The sequence below is a fragment of the Flavobacterium ginsengisoli genome (assembly GCF_029625315.1).
Classification (GTDB): domain Bacteria; phylum Bacteroidota; class Bacteroidia; order Flavobacteriales; family Flavobacteriaceae; genus Flavobacterium; species Flavobacterium ginsengisoli.
Genome location: NZ_CP121110.1, coordinates 4,162,187 through 4,180,000, shown reverse-complemented (window position 1 = coordinate 4,180,000; position 17,814 = coordinate 4,162,187). Strand labels below are relative to the sequence as shown.

Annotated in this window: 9 protein-coding genes, 4 tRNA genes and 5 rRNA genes (1 of these 18 running past the window's edge); 2 read left to right on the top strand and 16 right to left on the bottom strand. The window is 40.0% G+C overall.

Annotation, left to right across the window (positions count from 1 at the left end):
• The 13 genes from P5P87_RS19605 to P5P87_RS19545 all read right to left on the bottom strand — a co-directional run.
• Positions 1–861 (bottom strand): 23S ribosomal RNA (locus P5P87_RS19605); it reaches 2,022 nt to the left of the window's first position.
• Positions 862–998: 137 nt separating this feature from the next.
• Positions 999–1,072 (bottom strand) — tRNA-Ala (locus tag P5P87_RS19600).
• Positions 1,073–1,165: 93 nt separating this feature from the next.
• Positions 1,166–1,239: transfer RNA gene (locus P5P87_RS19595), tRNA-Ile, on the bottom strand.
• 127 nt (positions 1,240–1,366) lie between these two features.
• Positions 1,367–2,880, bottom strand: a 16S ribosomal RNA gene (locus tag P5P87_RS19590).
• Together the 16S and 23S rRNA genes with 2 tRNA genes alongside form the textbook arrangement of a ribosomal RNA operon.
• 1,188 nt (positions 2,881–4,068) lie before the next feature.
• The gene (locus P5P87_RS19585; protein ID WP_278020335.1) at positions 4,069–4,221 is read right to left on the bottom strand and encodes a hypothetical protein; all 153 of its coding nucleotides are present in this window, start codon (positions 4,219–4,221) and stop codon (positions 4,069–4,071) included.
• A gap of 900 nt (positions 4,222–5,121) precedes the next feature.
• Positions 5,122–5,231: ribosomal RNA gene (rrf, locus tag P5P87_RS19580) — 5S ribosomal RNA — on the bottom strand.
• A 183-nt stretch (positions 5,232–5,414) separates the two neighbouring features.
• Positions 5,415–8,297, bottom strand: a 23S ribosomal RNA gene (locus P5P87_RS19575).
• A gap of 137 nt (positions 8,298–8,434) precedes the next feature.
• Positions 8,435–8,508: transfer RNA gene (locus P5P87_RS19570), tRNA-Ala, on the bottom strand.
• Between the two features lie 93 nt (positions 8,509–8,601).
• Positions 8,602–8,675, bottom strand: a tRNA-Ile gene (locus P5P87_RS19565).
• A 127-nt stretch (positions 8,676–8,802) separates the two neighbouring features.
• Positions 8,803–10,316: ribosomal RNA gene (locus P5P87_RS19560) — 16S ribosomal RNA — on the bottom strand.
• A 469-nt stretch (positions 10,317–10,785) separates the two neighbouring features.
• Positions 10,786–11,055: a hypothetical protein gene (locus P5P87_RS19555; protein ID WP_278020334.1), complete on the bottom strand. Its 270-nt coding sequence runs from the start codon at positions 11,053–11,055 to the stop codon at positions 10,786–10,788.
• A 170-nt stretch (positions 11,056–11,225) separates the two neighbouring features.
• Positions 11,226–12,461 carry an ABC transporter permease gene (locus P5P87_RS19550; protein ID WP_278020333.1) on the bottom strand — a complete coding sequence of 412 codons (1,236 nt, stop codon included), beginning with the start codon at positions 12,459–12,461 and terminating at the stop codon, positions 11,226–11,228.
• A gap of 99 nt (positions 12,462–12,560) precedes the next feature.
• The gene (locus P5P87_RS19545; protein ID WP_198855503.1) at positions 12,561–13,055 is read right to left on the bottom strand and encodes a YkgJ family cysteine cluster protein; all 495 of its coding nucleotides are present in this window, start codon (positions 13,053–13,055) and stop codon (positions 12,561–12,563) included.
• 72 nt (positions 13,056–13,127) lie between these two features.
• Between P5P87_RS19545 and P5P87_RS19540 the strand changes: the two genes are divergently transcribed.
• Both P5P87_RS19540 and P5P87_RS19535 read left to right on the top strand, forming a co-directional pair.
• A complete protein-coding gene (locus P5P87_RS19540) occupies positions 13,128–13,835 on the top strand; it encodes a class I SAM-dependent methyltransferase (protein WP_198855502.1) in 708 nt (235 codons plus the stop codon).
• Positions 13,836–13,853: 18 nt separating this feature from the next.
• Positions 13,854–14,399 (top strand): YfiT family bacillithiol transferase, encoded by a 546-nt coding sequence (locus tag P5P87_RS19535; RefSeq protein ID WP_278020332.1) that lies wholly within the window; start codon positions 13,854–13,856, stop codon positions 14,397–14,399.
• A 72-nt stretch (positions 14,400–14,471) separates the two neighbouring features.
• Here the strand turns inward: P5P87_RS19535 and P5P87_RS19530 are convergent, their stop codons facing one another.
• The 3 genes from P5P87_RS19530 to P5P87_RS19520 all read right to left on the bottom strand — a co-directional run bounded on the left by P5P87_RS19530 (position 14,472) and on the right by P5P87_RS19520 (position 17,814).
• Positions 14,472–15,104: a 7-carboxy-7-deazaguanine synthase QueE gene (locus P5P87_RS19530; RefSeq protein ID WP_278020331.1), complete on the bottom strand. Its 633-nt coding sequence runs from the start codon at positions 15,102–15,104 to the stop codon at positions 14,472–14,474.
• A 102-nt stretch (positions 15,105–15,206) separates the two neighbouring features.
• Positions 15,207–16,874: a tetratricopeptide repeat protein gene (locus P5P87_RS19525; protein WP_278020330.1), complete on the bottom strand. Its 1,668-nt coding sequence runs from the start codon at positions 16,872–16,874 to the stop codon at positions 15,207–15,209.
• Positions 16,875–16,890: 16 nt separating this feature from the next.
• Positions 16,891–17,814: a PstS family phosphate ABC transporter substrate-binding protein gene (locus P5P87_RS19520; protein ID WP_278020329.1), complete on the bottom strand. Its 924-nt coding sequence runs from the start codon at positions 17,812–17,814 to the stop codon at positions 16,891–16,893.

Genomic DNA, 17,814 nt, shown 5'->3' with positions numbered 1-17,814 from the left:
CCTAAATGCATTTCGGGGAGTACGAGCTATTTCCGAGTTTGATTGGCCTTTCACCCCTACCCACAGGTCATCCGAAGACTTTTCAACGTCAACCGGTTCGGTCCTCCACTGTGTGTTACCACAGCTTCAACCTGCCCATGGGTAGATCACACGGTTTCGCGTCTAACACTACTGACTAAAGCGCCCTATTCAGACTCGCTTTCGCTGCGGATCCATGGCTTAACCACTTATCCTTGCCAGCAGCGTTAACTCGTAGGCTCATTATGCAAAAGGCACGCCGTCACCCCACGAAAGGGCTCCGACCGCTTGTAAGCGCATGGTTTCAGGATCTATTTCACTCCGTTATTCACGGTTCTTTTCACCTTTCCCTCACGGTACTGGTTCACTATCGGTCTCTCAGGAGTATTTAGCCTTAGCGGATGGTCCCGCCAAATTCAGACAGGGTTTCACGTGCCCCGCCCTACTCAGGATACCGCTATCCATTACACTCGTTACCCATACGGGGCTGTCACCCTCTATGGCGCTCCTTTCCAGAAGCTTCCGGTTCCTTGCGCATGAAATGTCGCGGTCCTACAACCCCAACAATGCCATAACAATGCTGGTTTGGGCTAATCCGCGTTCGCTCGCCACTACTTACGGAATCACTTTTGTTTTCTTCTCCTCCGCCTACTTAGATGTTTCAGTTCAGCGGGTTTGCCCACCTATCGGTGTGCTATGTCTTCAACATAGCGGGTTGCCCCATTCGGATATCTGCGGATCGATCGGTGTGTGCCCGTCCCCGCAGCTTTTCGCGACTTATCACGTCCTTCATCGCCTCTGAGAGCCTAGGCATTCCCCATGCGCCCTTATTTTGCTTATTGCACCAAATCATAATTTAATATGATCCGTTTTGTTTTGTTTCCTATCATATGCATTGCTGCCATAACAGAAAACGCTTTCTACTTTCTTATTATTTTCTTATCCCAATATGTCAATGAACTTATGCCCTTTCGGACCTGTGGAGAATAACGGAGTCGAACCGTTGACCTCCTGCGTGCAAGGCAGGCGCTCTAGCCAGCTGAGCTAATCCCCCAATCTAATTATGAATTGTGAATTATGAATTATGAATTTTTTTTGTAATTCGTAACCTTTCAACTCTAGAATTTCCTTCTTTTAAGTCAAATAGTAGTCCCGGGCAGACTCGAACTGCCGACCCCTACATTATCAGTGTAGTACTCTAACCAGCTGAGCTACGAGACTCTGTTTTACTTAAGTTTTATCATTTTTTTAAATTAACAGCAAGAGCAATACAATTTCAAGATCCAAAAAACCGATGCTGCGCATCTTATTTCCCAAACGTGTGCAAGCACTAACATTAGGGCTCTAGAAAGGAGGTGTTCCAGCCGCACCTTCCGGTACGGCTACCTTGTTACGACTTAGCCCTAGTTACCAGTTTTACCCTAGGCAGCTCCTTGCGGTCACCGACTTCAGGCACCCCCAGCTTCCATGGCTTGACGGGCGGTGTGTACAAGGCCCGGGAACGTATTCACCGGATCATGGCTGATATCCGATTACTAGCGATTCCAGCTTCACGGAGTCGAGTTGCAGACTCCGATCCGAACTGTGACCGGCTTTATAGATTCGCTCCCCCTCGCGAGGTGGCTGCTCTCTGTACCGGCCATTGTAGCACGTGTGTAGCCCAAGGCGTAAGGGCCGTGATGATTTGACGTCATCCCCACCTTCCTCACAGTTTGCACTGGCAGTCTTGTTAGAGTTCCCGACACTACTCGCTGGCAACTAACAACAGGGGTTGCGCTCGTTATAGGACTTAACCTGACACCTCACGGCACGAGCTGACGACAACCATGCAGCACCTTGTAAACTGTCTTGCGAAAGATCTGTTTCCAAATCGGTCAGTCTGCATTTAAGCCTTGGTAAGGTTCCTCGCGTATCATCGAATTAAACCACATGCTCCACCGCTTGTGCGGGCCCCCGTCAATTCCTTTGAGTTTCATTCTTGCGAACGTACTCCCCAGGTGGGATACTTATCACTTTCGCTTAGCCACTGAAGTTGCCCCCAACAGCTAGTATCCATCGTTTACGGCGTGGACTACCAGGGTATCTAATCCTGTTCGCTACCCACGCTTTCGTCCATCAGCGTCAATAAATTGGTAGTAACCTGCCTTCGCAATTGGTATTCCATGTAATCTCTAAGCATTTCACCGCTACACTACATATTCTAGTTACTTCCCAATAATTCAAGTCCTGCAGTATCAATGGCCGTTCCACCGTTGAGCGATGGGCTTTCACCACTGACTTACAAGACCGCCTACGGACCCTTTAAACCCAATGATTCCGGATAACGCTTGGATCCTCCGTATTACCGCGGCTGCTGGCACGGAGTTAGCCGATCCTTATTCTTACGGTACCGTCAAGCTCCTTCACGAAGGAGTGTTTCTTCCCGTACAAAAGCAGTTTACAATCCATAGGACCGTCATCCTGCACGCGGCATGGCTGGTTCAGGCTTGCGCCCATTGACCAATATTCCTCACTGCTGCCTCCCGTAGGAGTCTGGTCCGTGTCTCAGTACCAGTGTGGGGGATCTCCCTCTCAGGACCCCTACCCATCGTCGCCTTGGTAAGCCGTTACCTTACCAACTAGCTAATGGGACGCATGCTCATCTTTCACCGTTGTGACTTTAATACTAGGTTGATGCCAACTTAGTATGCTATGAGGTATTAATCCAAATTTCTCTGGGCTATCCCTCTGTGAAAGGCAGATTGCATACGCGTTACGCACCCGTGCGCCGGTCTCAAGCACCGAAGTGCTCTACCCCTCGACTTGCATGTGTTAAGCCTGCCGCTAGCGTTCATCCTGAGCCAGGATCAAACTCTTCATCGTATATTTTAATATTATATTGCGATGCGCTAAACTTAGCGGTTCTTTATCGAATCTCTCGATTCTAATGCTCTTATTCTTTATGTTCTGAAATCTCTTTCAGAACGGCTGTCAATTCAATATGTCTACGAACGTGTCTTTATTTCTTCACCGCTTGTGTTTCAAAGCGGGTGCAAAACTAAAACTAATTTTTTAAACCTGCAAGAAAAAATTTGAAAAATTTTGAAGCTTTATTTTCGCCTCCATTTTCCTTTTTCCTTCCCAGTCTATCAAAGAGCTTTCCGTGTTTTGCGGGGTGCAAATGTAAATCGCTTTTTCAAATCTCGCAAGCTTTTTCGAATCTTTTTTTTTAGAAAATTTATTCCCTTTTTAATTCTTATTCCCTTGCCGGCATTTCGATGAGCGTTTCGCTGTTGCGGGTGCAAAAGTAGAACCTTTTTCCGCTTTTCCAAGCTTTTTTAGCCGCTTTTTTCAATCTTTTTCCAATCTTTTTCTTAACTGTCTCATAACACACCCTTTACAGATTAAAGTTTTTTTTAGAATCTGTAGGTTTTCCCCTAACATCTTTATTGTTTTCATATTTTACGCGGGGTTCCGCTTCCCAATTTTGCGGAGTTTTTAGTCTCCGGCTCTCTTTTTTGCATAATTTTTCAATCTCTAAGCCCCCCTTCCCAGAAAACCCCTTATCAAAAACAGCCCATTTAGCCCCGATGGAAGCGGAAATCCTTTTTGGGAAGGCCTTCGGCCGCATAAGATTCCAGCCCATAGCCGCAAATAGCTCCCATTTATCATCAAAACTTCAACTTGTCTACACTTGTATATAATATGCACATTAATCTGGATGGAAAATGGTTCACACGATTAGTAATATATTTTAAATCACAACAGAATTACTTTTGTTCTGATTATTTTTTTTTAAAATTATTTGTTTTGGGAATGTGCTTGATTTGGTAATCAGCACAATTATCAATAGGCAGACTCTGATTTGATTGCAAAATAGACTTTCAAGTTTTGTTTTTTAGATTCTCAAAACCCTCAAAGATTTCAGATAATACAAATTTTTCTTTTAAAACACTTTTTACGCTTTCCCCAGGTGTATTTTCATAAAGATCATTATTTTGCGTCACACTCATAAGAATCTTGCTTTAGAATCCACCCCTACATATTCTTCACTGCAATATTAAAATCGCTCTATGAATTGTGCCTGAGATTTCTGTCGCTTTTTCTATTACCAACAGCAACAGCCATTTTTAAAGCCTCTAATGCAAAAGAATCCATCAAGCCATCTGATAAATTATTACTTTCAATTTTCTTTGAATATTCATTTGCATCAAATGCAGGCAATATATTTTTACTTTAATTCTTAGACAAATAATATCAGCTACCAAAATCCGCTTAGTATATTCAGCCTAATTCCTTTTATTAGATTTGGATATTTAACCATCCAATGATTTGAGTTTGTTATCTTGTAATACCTTCTTATTTTAAGGACTAATAAATATTAATTGCGCAAAAAATCAAATAATTTATCTCTGTCAATTTTTATCTGATATACTTTTAAATCATCTTTCGGCATATAATACAGTTTTCTGTCGCCTATTTTTAGAATCTTTTGACGAATCGATATTATCAAAGATTTGAGATACTCTTTATCGGGACCTAGCTATGATTGATATGATCTTCGTTATAATAAGCTCGTTTACCATATCCAAACAATCGACATATCTTACAAAGACTAAGCCTTTATATATGATTTATTTACTGGACTGCTTTGAACCAGACTATTTACAATCTCGATTTTTAGCTCGTGCTCAGGTATTTCTATATTTTTTTTAAAGACCAAGTAACTCCTATTCTTTCCTAACTAAGCTTCGAGTTATTTGATACGTTAAGTTTGAGGATTTTTCATAAGCCATCTCAATGCTAATTTTTCCAATAGGTTTTATTATTTAGACAGTTTAAATATCATTCTTAAATAAATTATTATAGGATGTCAAAATTTATTTGAATTTTATATTCCAAAGATTATTAGCTTATTGAAATTTCTATCCCAACCAAACTCTACGCTTTAGTTTTTTTTTATGAAGGCAGAAGAGTTAATAAAAGAAGAAGTAGTCGCCAATAATAAAAATTATTCTCTTTAAAACATTTCGTTCGAATTAGAAGAGACATCTTAAATCTGATACTTTAAAAAACTGCGTATAAAACAAAAAACCCTATCCGGTTTGGATAGGGTTTTCAAAAGAAAGGCGACGACATACTCTCCCACATAACTGCAGTACCATCTGCGCAGGCGGGCTTAACTTCTCTGTTCGGGATGGGAAGAGGTGAGCCCCGCCGCAATAACCACCTTAAGGTTTTTAAGTCCAAAGCCGAAGGCCATAAAGTCTAAAGTTTTCACTTTGAGGCTTTGAAATTTTCGCTTTGCGACCTGCCCGCGACGGGCAAATATTTTAACATACTGGGATAAAGAAACAAATAAGCCTTATTTTAGAAAAGTTTCCTCCCGATCCACCTGGGCGGATCGGGAAAAGGGTGTGCATAAGCTTACGGATTATTAGTACTACTCGACTATGACATTACTGCCTTTACATCTGTAGCCTATCAACGTGGTCATCTTCCACGATCCTTAAAAGAAATCTCATCTTGTGGTGGGTTTCGCGCTTATATGCTTTCAGCGCTTATCCCTTCCCAACGTAGCTACTCTGCGGTGCCCCTGGCGGGACAACAGATACACTAGAGGTTAGTCCAATTCGGTCCTCTCGTACTAGAATCAGATCCACTCAAATTTCTAACGCCCGCAGTAGATAGAGACCGAACTGTCTCACGACGTTCTGAACCCAGCTCGCGTGCCACTTTAATGGGCGAACAGCCCAACCCTTGGGACCTTCTCCAGCCCCAGGATGTGACGAGCCGACATCGAGGTGCCAAACCCCCCCGTCGATATGAGCTCTTGGGGGAGATCAGCCTGTTATCCCCGGCGTACCTTTTATCCTTTGAGCGATGGCCCTTCCATGCGGAACCACCGGATCACTATGCTCTACTTTCGTACCTGATCGACCTGTATGTCTCTCAGTCAAGCTCCCTTATGCCATTGCACTCTACGCACGGTTACCAAGCGTACTGAGGGAACCTTTAGAAGCCTCCGTTACTCTTTTGGAGGCGACCACCCCAGTCAAACTACCCACCAAGCACTGTCCCCCACATTGCGGGGTTAGGCCTCAGATAAACAAAGGGTTGTATTTCAACAATGACTCCACAACGCCTGGCGACGCCGCTTCATAGTCTCCAACCTATCCTACACATCATTTATCCAAGGTCAATACTAAGCTATAGTAAAGGTGCACAGGGTCTTTTCGTCCCACTGCGGGTAAACGGCATCTTCACCGTTACTACAATTTCACCGAGCTCATGGCTGAGACAGTGTCCAGATCGTTACACCATTCGTGCAGGTCGGAACTTACCCGACAAGGAATTTCGCTACCTTAGGACCGTTATAGTTACGGCCGCCGTTTACTGGGGCTTCAATTCAATGCTTCTCCGAAGATAACATCTCCTCTTAACCTTCCAGCACCGGGCAGGTGTCAGGCCCTATACTTCATCTTACGATTTTGCAGAGCCCTGTGTTTTTGATAAACAGTCGCCTGGACCTCTTCACTGCGGCCCCGATTGCTCGGGGCGACCTTTCTCCCGAAGTTACAGGTCTATTTTGCCTAATTCCTTAGCCATGAATCTCTCGAGCACCTTAGGATTCTCTCCTCAACTACCTGTGTCGGTTTACGGTACTGGTTCTTATTGCCTGAAGTTTAGAGGTTTTTCTTGGAAGCCCTTAGGCGCACTATCTCTTTGTCCGAAGACTCCGAGTACTATCGCATTTCGCCAAGCTCTACGGATTTGCCTATAGAGCCTATAGCTAGGTGCTTTAACGAACTATTCCGTCAGTTCGCGGCGCTTTCATCACTCCGTCACCCCATCACAGCAATAAGAAGTACGGGAATATTAACCCGTTGGCCATCGACTGTCCCTTTCGGGTTCGCCTTAGGTCCAGACTAACCCACAGCTGATTAGCATAGCTGTGGAAACCTTAGTTTTTCGGTGTGCGGGTTTCTCGCCCGCATTATCGTTACTTATGCCTACATTTTCTTTTCTGACCGGTCCAGCATACCTTACGATACACCTTCAGCCCTGTCAGAATGCTCCCCTACCACTTGTATTTGCATACAAATCCATAGCTTCGGTAATATGCTTATGCCCGATTATTATCCATGCTCGTCCGCTCGACTAGTGAGCTGTTACGCACTCTTTAAATGAATGGCTGCTTCCAAGCCAACATCCTAGCTGTCTGGGCAGACAAACCTCGTTCTTTCAACTTAGCATATATTTGGGGACCTTAGCTGATGGTCTGGGTTCTTTCCCTCTCGGACTTGGACCTTAGCACCCAAGCCCTCACTGCTGGTAAACATTATATAGCATTCGGAGTTTGTCAGGAATTGGTAGGCGGTGAAGCCCCCGCATCCAATCAGTAGCTCTACCTCTATATAACTATATCCAGCGCTGCACCTAAATGCATTTCGGGGAGTACGAGCTATTTCCGAGTTTGATTGGCCTTTCACCCCTACCCACAGGTCATCCGAAGACTTTTCAACGTCAACCGGTTCGGTCCTCCACTGTGTGTTACCACAGCTTCAACCTGCCCATGGGTAGATCACACGGTTTCGCGTCTAACACTACTGACTAAAGCGCCCTATTCAGACTCGCTTTCGCTGCGGATCCATGGCTTAACCACTTATCCTTGCCAGCAGCGTTAACTCGTAGGCTCATTATGCAAAAGGCACGCCGTCACCCCACGAAAGGGCTCCGACCGCTTGTAAGCGCATGGTTTCAGGATCTATTTCACTCCGTTATTCACGGTTCTTTTCACCTTTCCCTCACGGTACTGGTTCACTATCGGTCTCTCAGGAGTATTTAGCCTTAGCGGATGGTCCCGCCAAATTCAGACAGGGTTTCACGTGCCCCGCCCTACTCAGGATACCGCTATCCATTACACTCGTTACCCATACGGGGCTGTCACCCTCTATGGCGCTCCTTTCCAGAAGCTTCCGGTTCCTTGCGCATGAAATGTCGCGGTCCTACAACCCCAACAATGCCATAACAATGCTGGTTTGGGCTAATCCGCGTTCGCTCGCCACTACTTACGGAATCACTTTTGTTTTCTTCTCCTCCGCCTACTTAGATGTTTCAGTTCAGCGGGTTTGCCCACCTATCGGTGTGCTATGTCTTCAACATAGCGGGTTGCCCCATTCGGATATCTGCGGATCGATCGGTGTGTGCCCGTCCCCGCAGCTTTTCGCGACTTATCACGTCCTTCATCGCCTCTGAGAGCCTAGGCATTCCCCATGCGCCCTTATTTTGCTTATTGCACCAAATCATAATTTAATATGATCCGTTTTGTTTTGTTTCCTATCATATGCATTGTCGCCATAACAGAAAACGCTTTCTACTTTCTTATTATTTTCTTATCCCAATATGTCAATGAACTTATGCCCTTTCGGACCTGTGGAGAATAACGGAGTCGAACCGTTGACCTCCTGCGTGCAAGGCAGGCGCTCTAGCCAGCTGAGCTAATCCCCCAATCTAATTATGAATTGTGAATTATGAATTATGAATTTTTTTTGTAATTCGTAACCTTTCAACTCTAGAATTTCCTTCTTTTAAGTCAAATAGTAGTCCCGGGCAGACTCGAACTGCCGACCCCTACATTATCAGTGTAGTACTCTAACCAGCTGAGCTACGAGACTCTGTTTTACTTAAGTTTTATCATTTTTTTAAATTAACAGCAAGAGCAATACAATTTCAAGATCCAAAAAACCGATGCTGCGCATCTTATTTCCCAAACGTGTGCAAGCACTAACATTAGGGCTCTAGAAAGGAGGTGTTCCAGCCGCACCTTCCGGTACGGCTACCTTGTTACGACTTAGCCCTAGTTACCAGTTTTACCCTAGGCAGCTCCTTGCGGTCACCGACTTCAGGCACCCCCAGCTTCCATGGCTTGACGGGCGGTGTGTACAAGGCCCGGGAACGTATTCACCGGATCATGGCTGATATCCGATTACTAGCGATTCCAGCTTCACGGAGTCGAGTTGCAGACTCCGATCCGAACTGTGACCGGCTTTATAGATTCGCTCCCCCTCGCGAGGTGGCTGCTCTCTGTACCGGCCATTGTAGCACGTGTGTAGCCCAAGGCGTAAGGGCCGTGATGATTTGACGTCATCCCCACCTTCCTCACAGTTTGCACTGGCAGTCTTGTTAGAGTTCCCGACACTACTCGCTGGCAACTAACAACAGGGGTTGCGCTCGTTATAGGACTTAACCTGACACCTCACGGCACGAGCTGACGACAACCATGCAGCACCTTGTAAACTGTCTTGCGAAAGATCTGTTTCCAAATCGGTCAGTCTGCATTTAAGCCTTGGTAAGGTTCCTCGCGTATCATCGAATTAAACCACATGCTCCACCGCTTGTGCGGGCCCCCGTCAATTCCTTTGAGTTTCATTCTTGCGAACGTACTCCCCAGGTGGGATACTTATCACTTTCGCTTAGCCACTGAAGTTGCCCCCAACAGCTAGTATCCATCGTTTACGGCGTGGACTACCAGGGTATCTAATCCTGTTCGCTACCCACGCTTTCGTCCATCAGCGTCAATAAATTGGTAGTAACCTGCCTTCGCAATTGGTATTCCATGTAATCTCTAAGCATTTCACCGCTACACTACATATTCTAGTTACTTCCCAATAATTCAAGTCCTGCAGTATCAATGGCCGTTCCACCGTTGAGCGATGGGCTTTCACCACTGACTTACAAGACCGCCTACGGACCCTTTAAACCCAATGATTCCGGATAACGCTTGGATCCTCCGTATTACCGCGGCTGCTGGCACGGAGTTAGCCGATCCTTATTCTTACGGTACCGTCAAGCTCCTTCACGAAGGAGTGTTTCTTCCCGTACAAAAGCAGTTTACAATCCATAGGACCGTCATCCTGCACGCGGCATGGCTGGTTCAGGCTTGCGCCCATTGACCAATATTCCTCACTGCTGCCTCCCGTAGGAGTCTGGTCCGTGTCTCAGTACCAGTGTGGGGGATCTCCCTCTCAGGACCCCTACCCATCGTCGCCTTGGTAAGCCGTTACCTTACCAACTAGCTAATGGGACGCATGCTCATCTTTCACCGTTGTGACTTTAATACTAGGTTGATGCCAACTTAGTATGCTATGAGGTATTAATCCAAATTTCTCTGGGCTATCCCTCTGTGAAAGGCAGATTGCATACGCGTTACGCACCCGTGCGCCGGTCTCAAGCACCGAAGTGCTCTACCCCTCGACTTGCATGTGTTAAGCCTGCCGCTAGCGTTCATCCTGAGCCAGGATCAAACTCTTCATCGTATATTTTAATATTATATTGCGATGCGCTAAACTTAGCGGTTCTTTATCGAATCTCTCGATTCTAATGCTCTTATTCTTTATGTTCTGAAATCTCTTTCAGAACGGCTGTCAATTCAATATGTCTACGAACGTGTCTCTATTTCTTCATCGCTTGTGTTTCAAAGCGGGTGCAAAACTAAAACTAATTTTTTAAACCTGCAAGAAAAAATTTGAAAAATTTTGAAGCTTTATTTTCGCCTCCATTTTTCTTTTTTCCTTCCCAGTCTATCAAAGAGCTTTCCGTGTTTTGCGGGGTGCAAATGTAAATCGCTTTTTCAAATCTCGCAAGCTTTTTCGAATCTTTTTTTTTAGAAAATTTCTTTCCTTTTTAATTCTTATTCCCTTGCCAGCATTTCGATGAGCGTTTCGCTGTTGCGGGTGCAAAAGTAGAACCTTTTTCCGCTTTTCCAAGCTTTTTTGTCCGCTTTTTTCAATCTTTTTTCAATCTTTTTCTTAACTGTCTCATAACACACCCTTTACAGATCAAAGTTTTTTCAAAATCTGTAGGTTTTCCCCTAATGTCTTTATTGTTTTCATATTTTACGCGGGGTTCCGCTTCCCAATTTTGCGGAGTTTTTAGTCTCCGGCCCTCTTTTTTGCATAATTTTTCAATCTCTAAGCTCTCCTTTTCCAAAAAACCTCTTATCAAAAACAGCCCATTTAGCCACGATGGAAGCGGAAATCCTTTTTGAGAAGGCATTCGGCCGCAAAAGTTGGAGCCGATAGAGGGAAACGGCCCTTGTTTATTATTAAAACTTAAGGTTTCGCATCTGCCCATGATCATATTCCATACTTATATTATATGTACAAAAGCAAACCCGACGGCTTTTCAAAAACTGTCGGGTTTGATATTACGATTTTACTTTTTACTTAATCGAAGCGAATTGCTTTTACTGGGGATATTTTGGTTATTATATAAGAGGGAATTAATAGCACCAAAAAACAAACACCAACAGTAAGCAGATTTAATAAGAGTATATAAAGCCAATTTAGATAAACAGGAGCTTGATTTACATAATAGTTTTCAGGGTTTAACTGAATTACTCCGAATTGTTGCTGAATCAACAGAATTGAAATCCCTATTAAATTTCCCCAAAATAGTCCTCTTAAAATTAAATAAAAAGCATTATATAAAAAGATTTTACGAACTGACCAGTTATTTGCTCCCATCGATTTTAGAATTCCAATCATTTGAGTTCTTTCTAAAATAAGAACTAGCAATGCTACCACCATATTAATGGTAGCAACTAGAATCATGACTCCTAGGATGATTACAATATTAAAATCGAACAACTGAAGCCAATCGAAAATATAACTGTATTTTTCTACAATGGTTTTCGTATCCAGATTAGATGATGTTTCTTCGTAGATTTTATTTCCTATTGATTTAATTTCATTAAAATCTTTGACAAAAACCTCAAACGCTCCAACTTCGTTTTCGTTCCATTTATTAATTCTCTGAATATGTCGGATGTCGCCAATAATATATGTTGCATCAAAATCTTGAAATCCTGAATTAAATATGGTCGCGATTTTAAACCGACGACTGTTTGGAAGCTTACCTTGCTCCTCTTTAATAAAAAAAGTATTGAATTGATCTCCGATTTTCAAATTTAAGCGATCAGCAAGAAATCTCGAGATGATAACATCTTCATTCAATGCTTTTGTAAAATCTGGCACTTTACCATCTACGATATATTCTTTAATATTATTCCAATCGTAATCTGCACCAACTCCTTTGAATATTATTCCTTCAAAAGCATTTTCGGTTCTAATTATTCCCGCTTTGCTAGCTACAGCTTGAATATGACTTACTTCTGGAACTGATTTAAAATTAGGATAGAAATCTTGCTTCTTCGAAATTGGAACTGTTGTAACTTCTGAATTGTTATTATCGTAATTAGAAATTATAATCTGGCCATTAAAAGCAGAAACTTTTTCGCGAATTTTTTTCTGCAAACCAATTCCAGTCGCTACAGAAACCATCATCATGATAATTCCGATTGCGATTGCCGAAATAGCAATTTTTATAATGGGTGCCGATATACTGCTTTTATAATCTTTTGCAGTAATAAGTCTTTTGGCTATGAAATATTCTAAATTCAAATTACGAGTTTTCTTTATGTTGTTTAATTATTCCTTTCCCAAAAATACACCTTAAAAAAGGAAATCAATATATTCTCAGAAACAATTACTTGTTTTTATCTATAATGGCAATTTCTTTTTCATTTCTTCTACAATATTAAATGCCGCTGGACATATTTCGACATTTTTCAAAGTTAAGTTTGAAATCTGGTAAAATTTGTTTCGATCTGTATGAGGAAACTCTCTACAAGCTTTTGGGCGAACATCATAAATCATACAATAGTTTTCGTTATCCAAAAATGTACATGGAACGCTTTGCAAAACATAATCTTTATCCTCATCAATTCGTAAATACTGATCGATAAACTGTTGCGGCTTTTGTCTAAAATGTTTTGAAATTCGCTCAATATCTGCCAAAGTAAATAATGGTCCTGTTGTTTTACAGCAATTAGCGCACTTTAAGCAATCCGTTCTTTTAAATTCAGCATCGTGCAAATCTTGCATAATGTAATCTAAATTTTTAGGTGGCTTCTTTTTAAGCTTATCGAAATACTTTTTATTCTCGTTATGCTTATCTTTGGCTAACTTACTTAAGTTATTTAAAATCTGTTTCAAGTTTACTATTTAAAGTTGATTTGCAAAATTAAACAACTTTGAACTTGAAACCTTAAACTTTGAACTAAAACAATGAAAGATCTTTTTGGGAAGGCGATATTTGATTTTTACACCAAAAACTCACCTGAAGACATTATCACCGAAACTTCAATCTCTGAAGAAGACGAAATGAGTGTTGAATATCTTTTCCGCACTTATAACGAAATGCCTAAAATTGAGCAAAAAGCTTTACAATTGGCTAAAGGAAAAATATTAGATGTGGGATGTGGCGCGGGAAGCCATACTTTATCGCTACAAAATGAACGCAATTTAGAAGTAACTGCTATTGATATTTCAAAAAAAGCAATTGAAACCTGTCGCCTTAGAGGAATAAAAAATGCTAAAGTTGAAAATGTTTTAGATTTTGAAGGAGAAAAATTTGACACGATCCTGCTCTTAATGAATGGTACAGGTATTTTTGGCCAGTTAAAAAACTGCAACAAATACTTATCTAAATTAAAATCTCTTTTAAATCCTGGCGGACAAATTTTAATTGACAGCTCCGACATCATTTATATGTTTGATGAAGATGAAGACGGCGGCAAATGGATTCCGTCTGAGAACGATTATTATGGTGAACTAGTTTTTAATATTAGTTACAAAGGAGAGAAGGAAGAATCTTTTGACTGGCTGTATTTGGATTATAATACGCTTCAAAATGCAGCAATTGCTAATGGTTTAAATTGTGAACTAGTCCTTGAAGGTGAACATTATGATTATTTAGCTAAACTTTCAATTTAAAACAAACCATAAAAAACCATGAAAGAATTAGATTTAGAGAAGTTAAAATATCCTATTGGAAAATTTATTATCCCTCAAGATTATACAAAAGAATATCTATCTGAAAAAATTAAAGAAATTGAAACTCTTCCAGAAAGATTAGCAAAAGAAACTATTCACTTAACCGACGAACAATTAGACACTCCATATCGTCCTGGCGGTTGGACCGTAAGACAAGTCATTCATCATTGTGCCGAAAGCCACATGAACTGTTACATCAGAATTAAATGGACATTAACCGAAAACAATCCCGTTATTAAAGCTTATGATGAAGTTCTTTGGTCTGAATTAAACGACAATTTGACAATGCCTATTCAACCAACACTAGATTTATTAAAGGGACTTCACTTTCGATTGGGCTATATTATGAGAAATTTATCTGAATCTGATTTAGAAAAAACTTTTATACATCCTGCAGATAATTCAGAAAATAAACTCAAAAAAATTATTGGAATGTATGCTTGGCATGGAAATCATCACTTAGCACATATTATAGCTTTAAAAAAATACAAAAACTGGAAATAATCGAATGTTTACTTTTTACACAGTGTATACTTATAAAACAAAAAATCTCTTCGTGCGAAGAGATTTTTTGTTTTATGGAATATTAAGATATTTATGCGTTTGTAATGAAACTCTCCATTTTGGATTATTCATAACATAATCAACAATCAGCGGAGTCATTTCTTCTTTTTTACTCCATTCTGGTTGTAAGAATAAAATCGCATTATCATTTACTAATTCTGCTTGTTCTTCTGCAAAAATAAAATCGTGTTTGTTATAGATGATCACTTTTAATTCGTGCGCATTATCATATACTGTTTGAGTAGGCAACTTATTCTTTTTTGGCGAAAGACAAATCCAGTCCCAAGTTCCTGACAATGGAAAAGCTCCAGAAGTTTCAATATGTACTTTTAGATTTTTTTCTTTTAAACGTTTTGTCAAAAGCGTCATATCCCAAGATAAAGGCTCTCCACCAGTTACAACAACTGTATCAGCATACTTCGCAACATTCTCAACAATTAAATCTACACTTGTTGGCGGATGAAGCTCAGCATTCCAGCTTTCTTTCACATCGCACCAATGGCATCCCACATCACATCCTCCAATTCTAATAAAATAAGCGACTCGTCCTGTATGCGAACCTTCTCCTTGAATGGTATAAAACTCTTCCATCAAAGGAAGCATTGCTCCTTTATTTACTTCTAATTGTATTTCTTTTGGTAACATTTTAATATTTTAAGAGTGCAAAGATAGTCAATAATATACGGAACAAAAAAACCGATAGTTTTTTGAACTATCGGTTTTTATATATTCCTTAAAATCCTCTAATTATTTTAAAGCTTTTATAGATTGTGTAGCATATGAGTTTGCTGGATCTAATACTAAAGTTTTATTGAAATACTCAATAGCTTTAGCTTTATCTGTGTTAGCATAAGCAGCACCAATACCATTGTAAGCTTCAACAAATTTCTTAGCTACAGCTGGCTTAGCTACTTCTTCAGCGCCTTTTGCAGAAATTTTAGCAACATACTCTTCGTAGTTTTTAATGATCAAATCATCTTTGTCTAATAAAGAATTGATTCTAGCTTTGTACAAGTATGCTTCATCATAACTAGGAGCAGTAGTTAAAATTTTATCAAAAACTGCATCTGCTTTTCCTAAAGCAACAGCATCACGGCTTTCTTTTGGTTTACTAGCATTACCATAGTATAAAGAAATTCCATAATAAACACTGTCATCTAAATAATTTTTAGATTCTGGATTACTTGCTCCAAGTTCAAAAATAGCTGCAGCTTGCGCATACTGTTTTTTACTGAATAATTCTTTTCCAAAATCTGCAAATTCTTCTACTACTAAAGGCTCTAATTCAACCGCTTTTTTAATATCAGCCAAACCTGAATCAAAAGCGACTTGATCTACTGTACCATCAGCAGCAGTTCCTTTTTTAATTTTAGCCAAACCTAGGTAGTAGTAGTCTCTTCCGATAACTTTGTTTCCTGGAGCTTTAATAAAATCTTCGATAGATTTAATAGCAACATCAACATTTCCGTTTTCGTAAGCGACATATCCTAAATATCTGTAAATTCTAGGATTTACTTTATCCTGAGCAATCATTTTGTTTGCAACAGTTTCTAATTGTTTGTAATCTTTAACCAAGATCAAGAAATCCGCATGACGCATTTTAGAATCAAGAGAGTAATCTGTCAAACTTAAATACTTCTCATAGTTTGTAATTGCATTTTGCAAGTTAACTTTAGCTGTAGAAGGTTTGTTTCTTGCCCATTTGTAATATGTTTCAGCAAGCTCTCTGTAAACTGGTCCGTAATTTGCATCTAGAGCGATAACCTCATTAAAAGATTTAATTGCTTCATCATAAGATTTAGCGCCTTTTAATAAAACCCCTAATTGCATTTTTGCTCTCAATAAAGTATTATCAGCTGTAAAAGCATCACGATAAGCTTTGTAAGCATCATTTTGATTGTTTGCTCCATAGTAAGCATCTCCAATAGCCAATAATGCTTGTGCATTTTGAGGATCAACTAATAAAGCTCTTTTTAAAATATCAGTTGCACTTTTATAGTCTGGATTATCAGAATTCATGTAAGCTCTAGCAATGTAAATAAATTCATTTACATCCTTTTTCTTCATGTCTTTAGTCGCTAAAGTAAAATTAGCTTGAGCTGCAGCTGTGTTTTTAGCATCAAGATCTAATTGACCCAAACCAATATAGCTTAAGTTTTTCTTGTCTGAAGCTTGTAATCCATTATTGTAATAGATTTTTGCAGAATCGATAACAGATTGATTCAAATAAACATTTCCTAAAACAAAATTTGCTTCACCGTCTGAAGGTTTAGCTTTGATGATTGATTTAAGGATAGTTTTTGCCTTGTCAAATTGTTCAGCATCGATTGCCTTCTTTGCTTGGTTGATATCCTGCGCTTTAGTTGCCGTAGCCGACACAACTAATGCAAGACTAAAAATTTTAAATTTATTCATCTTTATTGTAATTAATTTATTCTTTATCTTTTATAATTTCACTTCTAATTTTCAGTTTTCGTCCTGGAGTTTTATATGGCAACAATCCTGATTTCAAAACTATGCGTTGTCCAATATCTCCAGCAATGAATGAAGCAAAGCCCATTCCTAATCCAGAATAACCTTGACAATTGATAATAAACAAATCACGTGCCAAAGGATATTTCCCTATTTCTAAGTCGTTTTGAGTAGGACTATAATATTCATTACTATCCAAACCTTTAACATACAAGACATTTATTTTATTAATTGTCTCTTTCATATCAGGTGTTGGCTGATAAAACCAATTAACGCCAATAACACCAATCATACCGTCGTTTTCAGAAACAAATTTAATCACTTCATTATTTGTTTTAAATGAGAAAACACCAGATTTAGGTATTTCATTCACTTTCGCTAATTCTTTCATGTAACGAACCGTGCTTGAATTAGGATTATCGAAAACAAGGCCTTTAATTTTGCCATCCGTTTTACCCTGCATGAAATCAATCACACTTTTCAACGCAATTAATGTATCATTATTGTTTTTATTAGAAATAAAAGCAATAGCATCATGAGCAAAAGGAGTTACTCTTGGTTTAATTTTGCTTTTGTCAAAGCGAGCAATTTCTTCAGGAGTCAAATCTCGCGTTGTAATTGCAACTTTAGCTTTTTGATTTAACAAATCATTAATTACTTCAGCTTCAGATTTTGGTTTTACTGTAATTTTTGCATCATAGTAAGTACCTTCAAAAACAGCAACCTGATCGTCTACAATTTGCTCTACCGTCTCATCAACCGCAATATCAAGTGATCCTTTTAAAATGGTTTCTTTTTCAGTTTCACTTTTGCTTTTTTGGTTGCACATGGCAAACAAAAAGACAAAAACAACCAAACCTAAAGCCTTACTATATTTCAACAT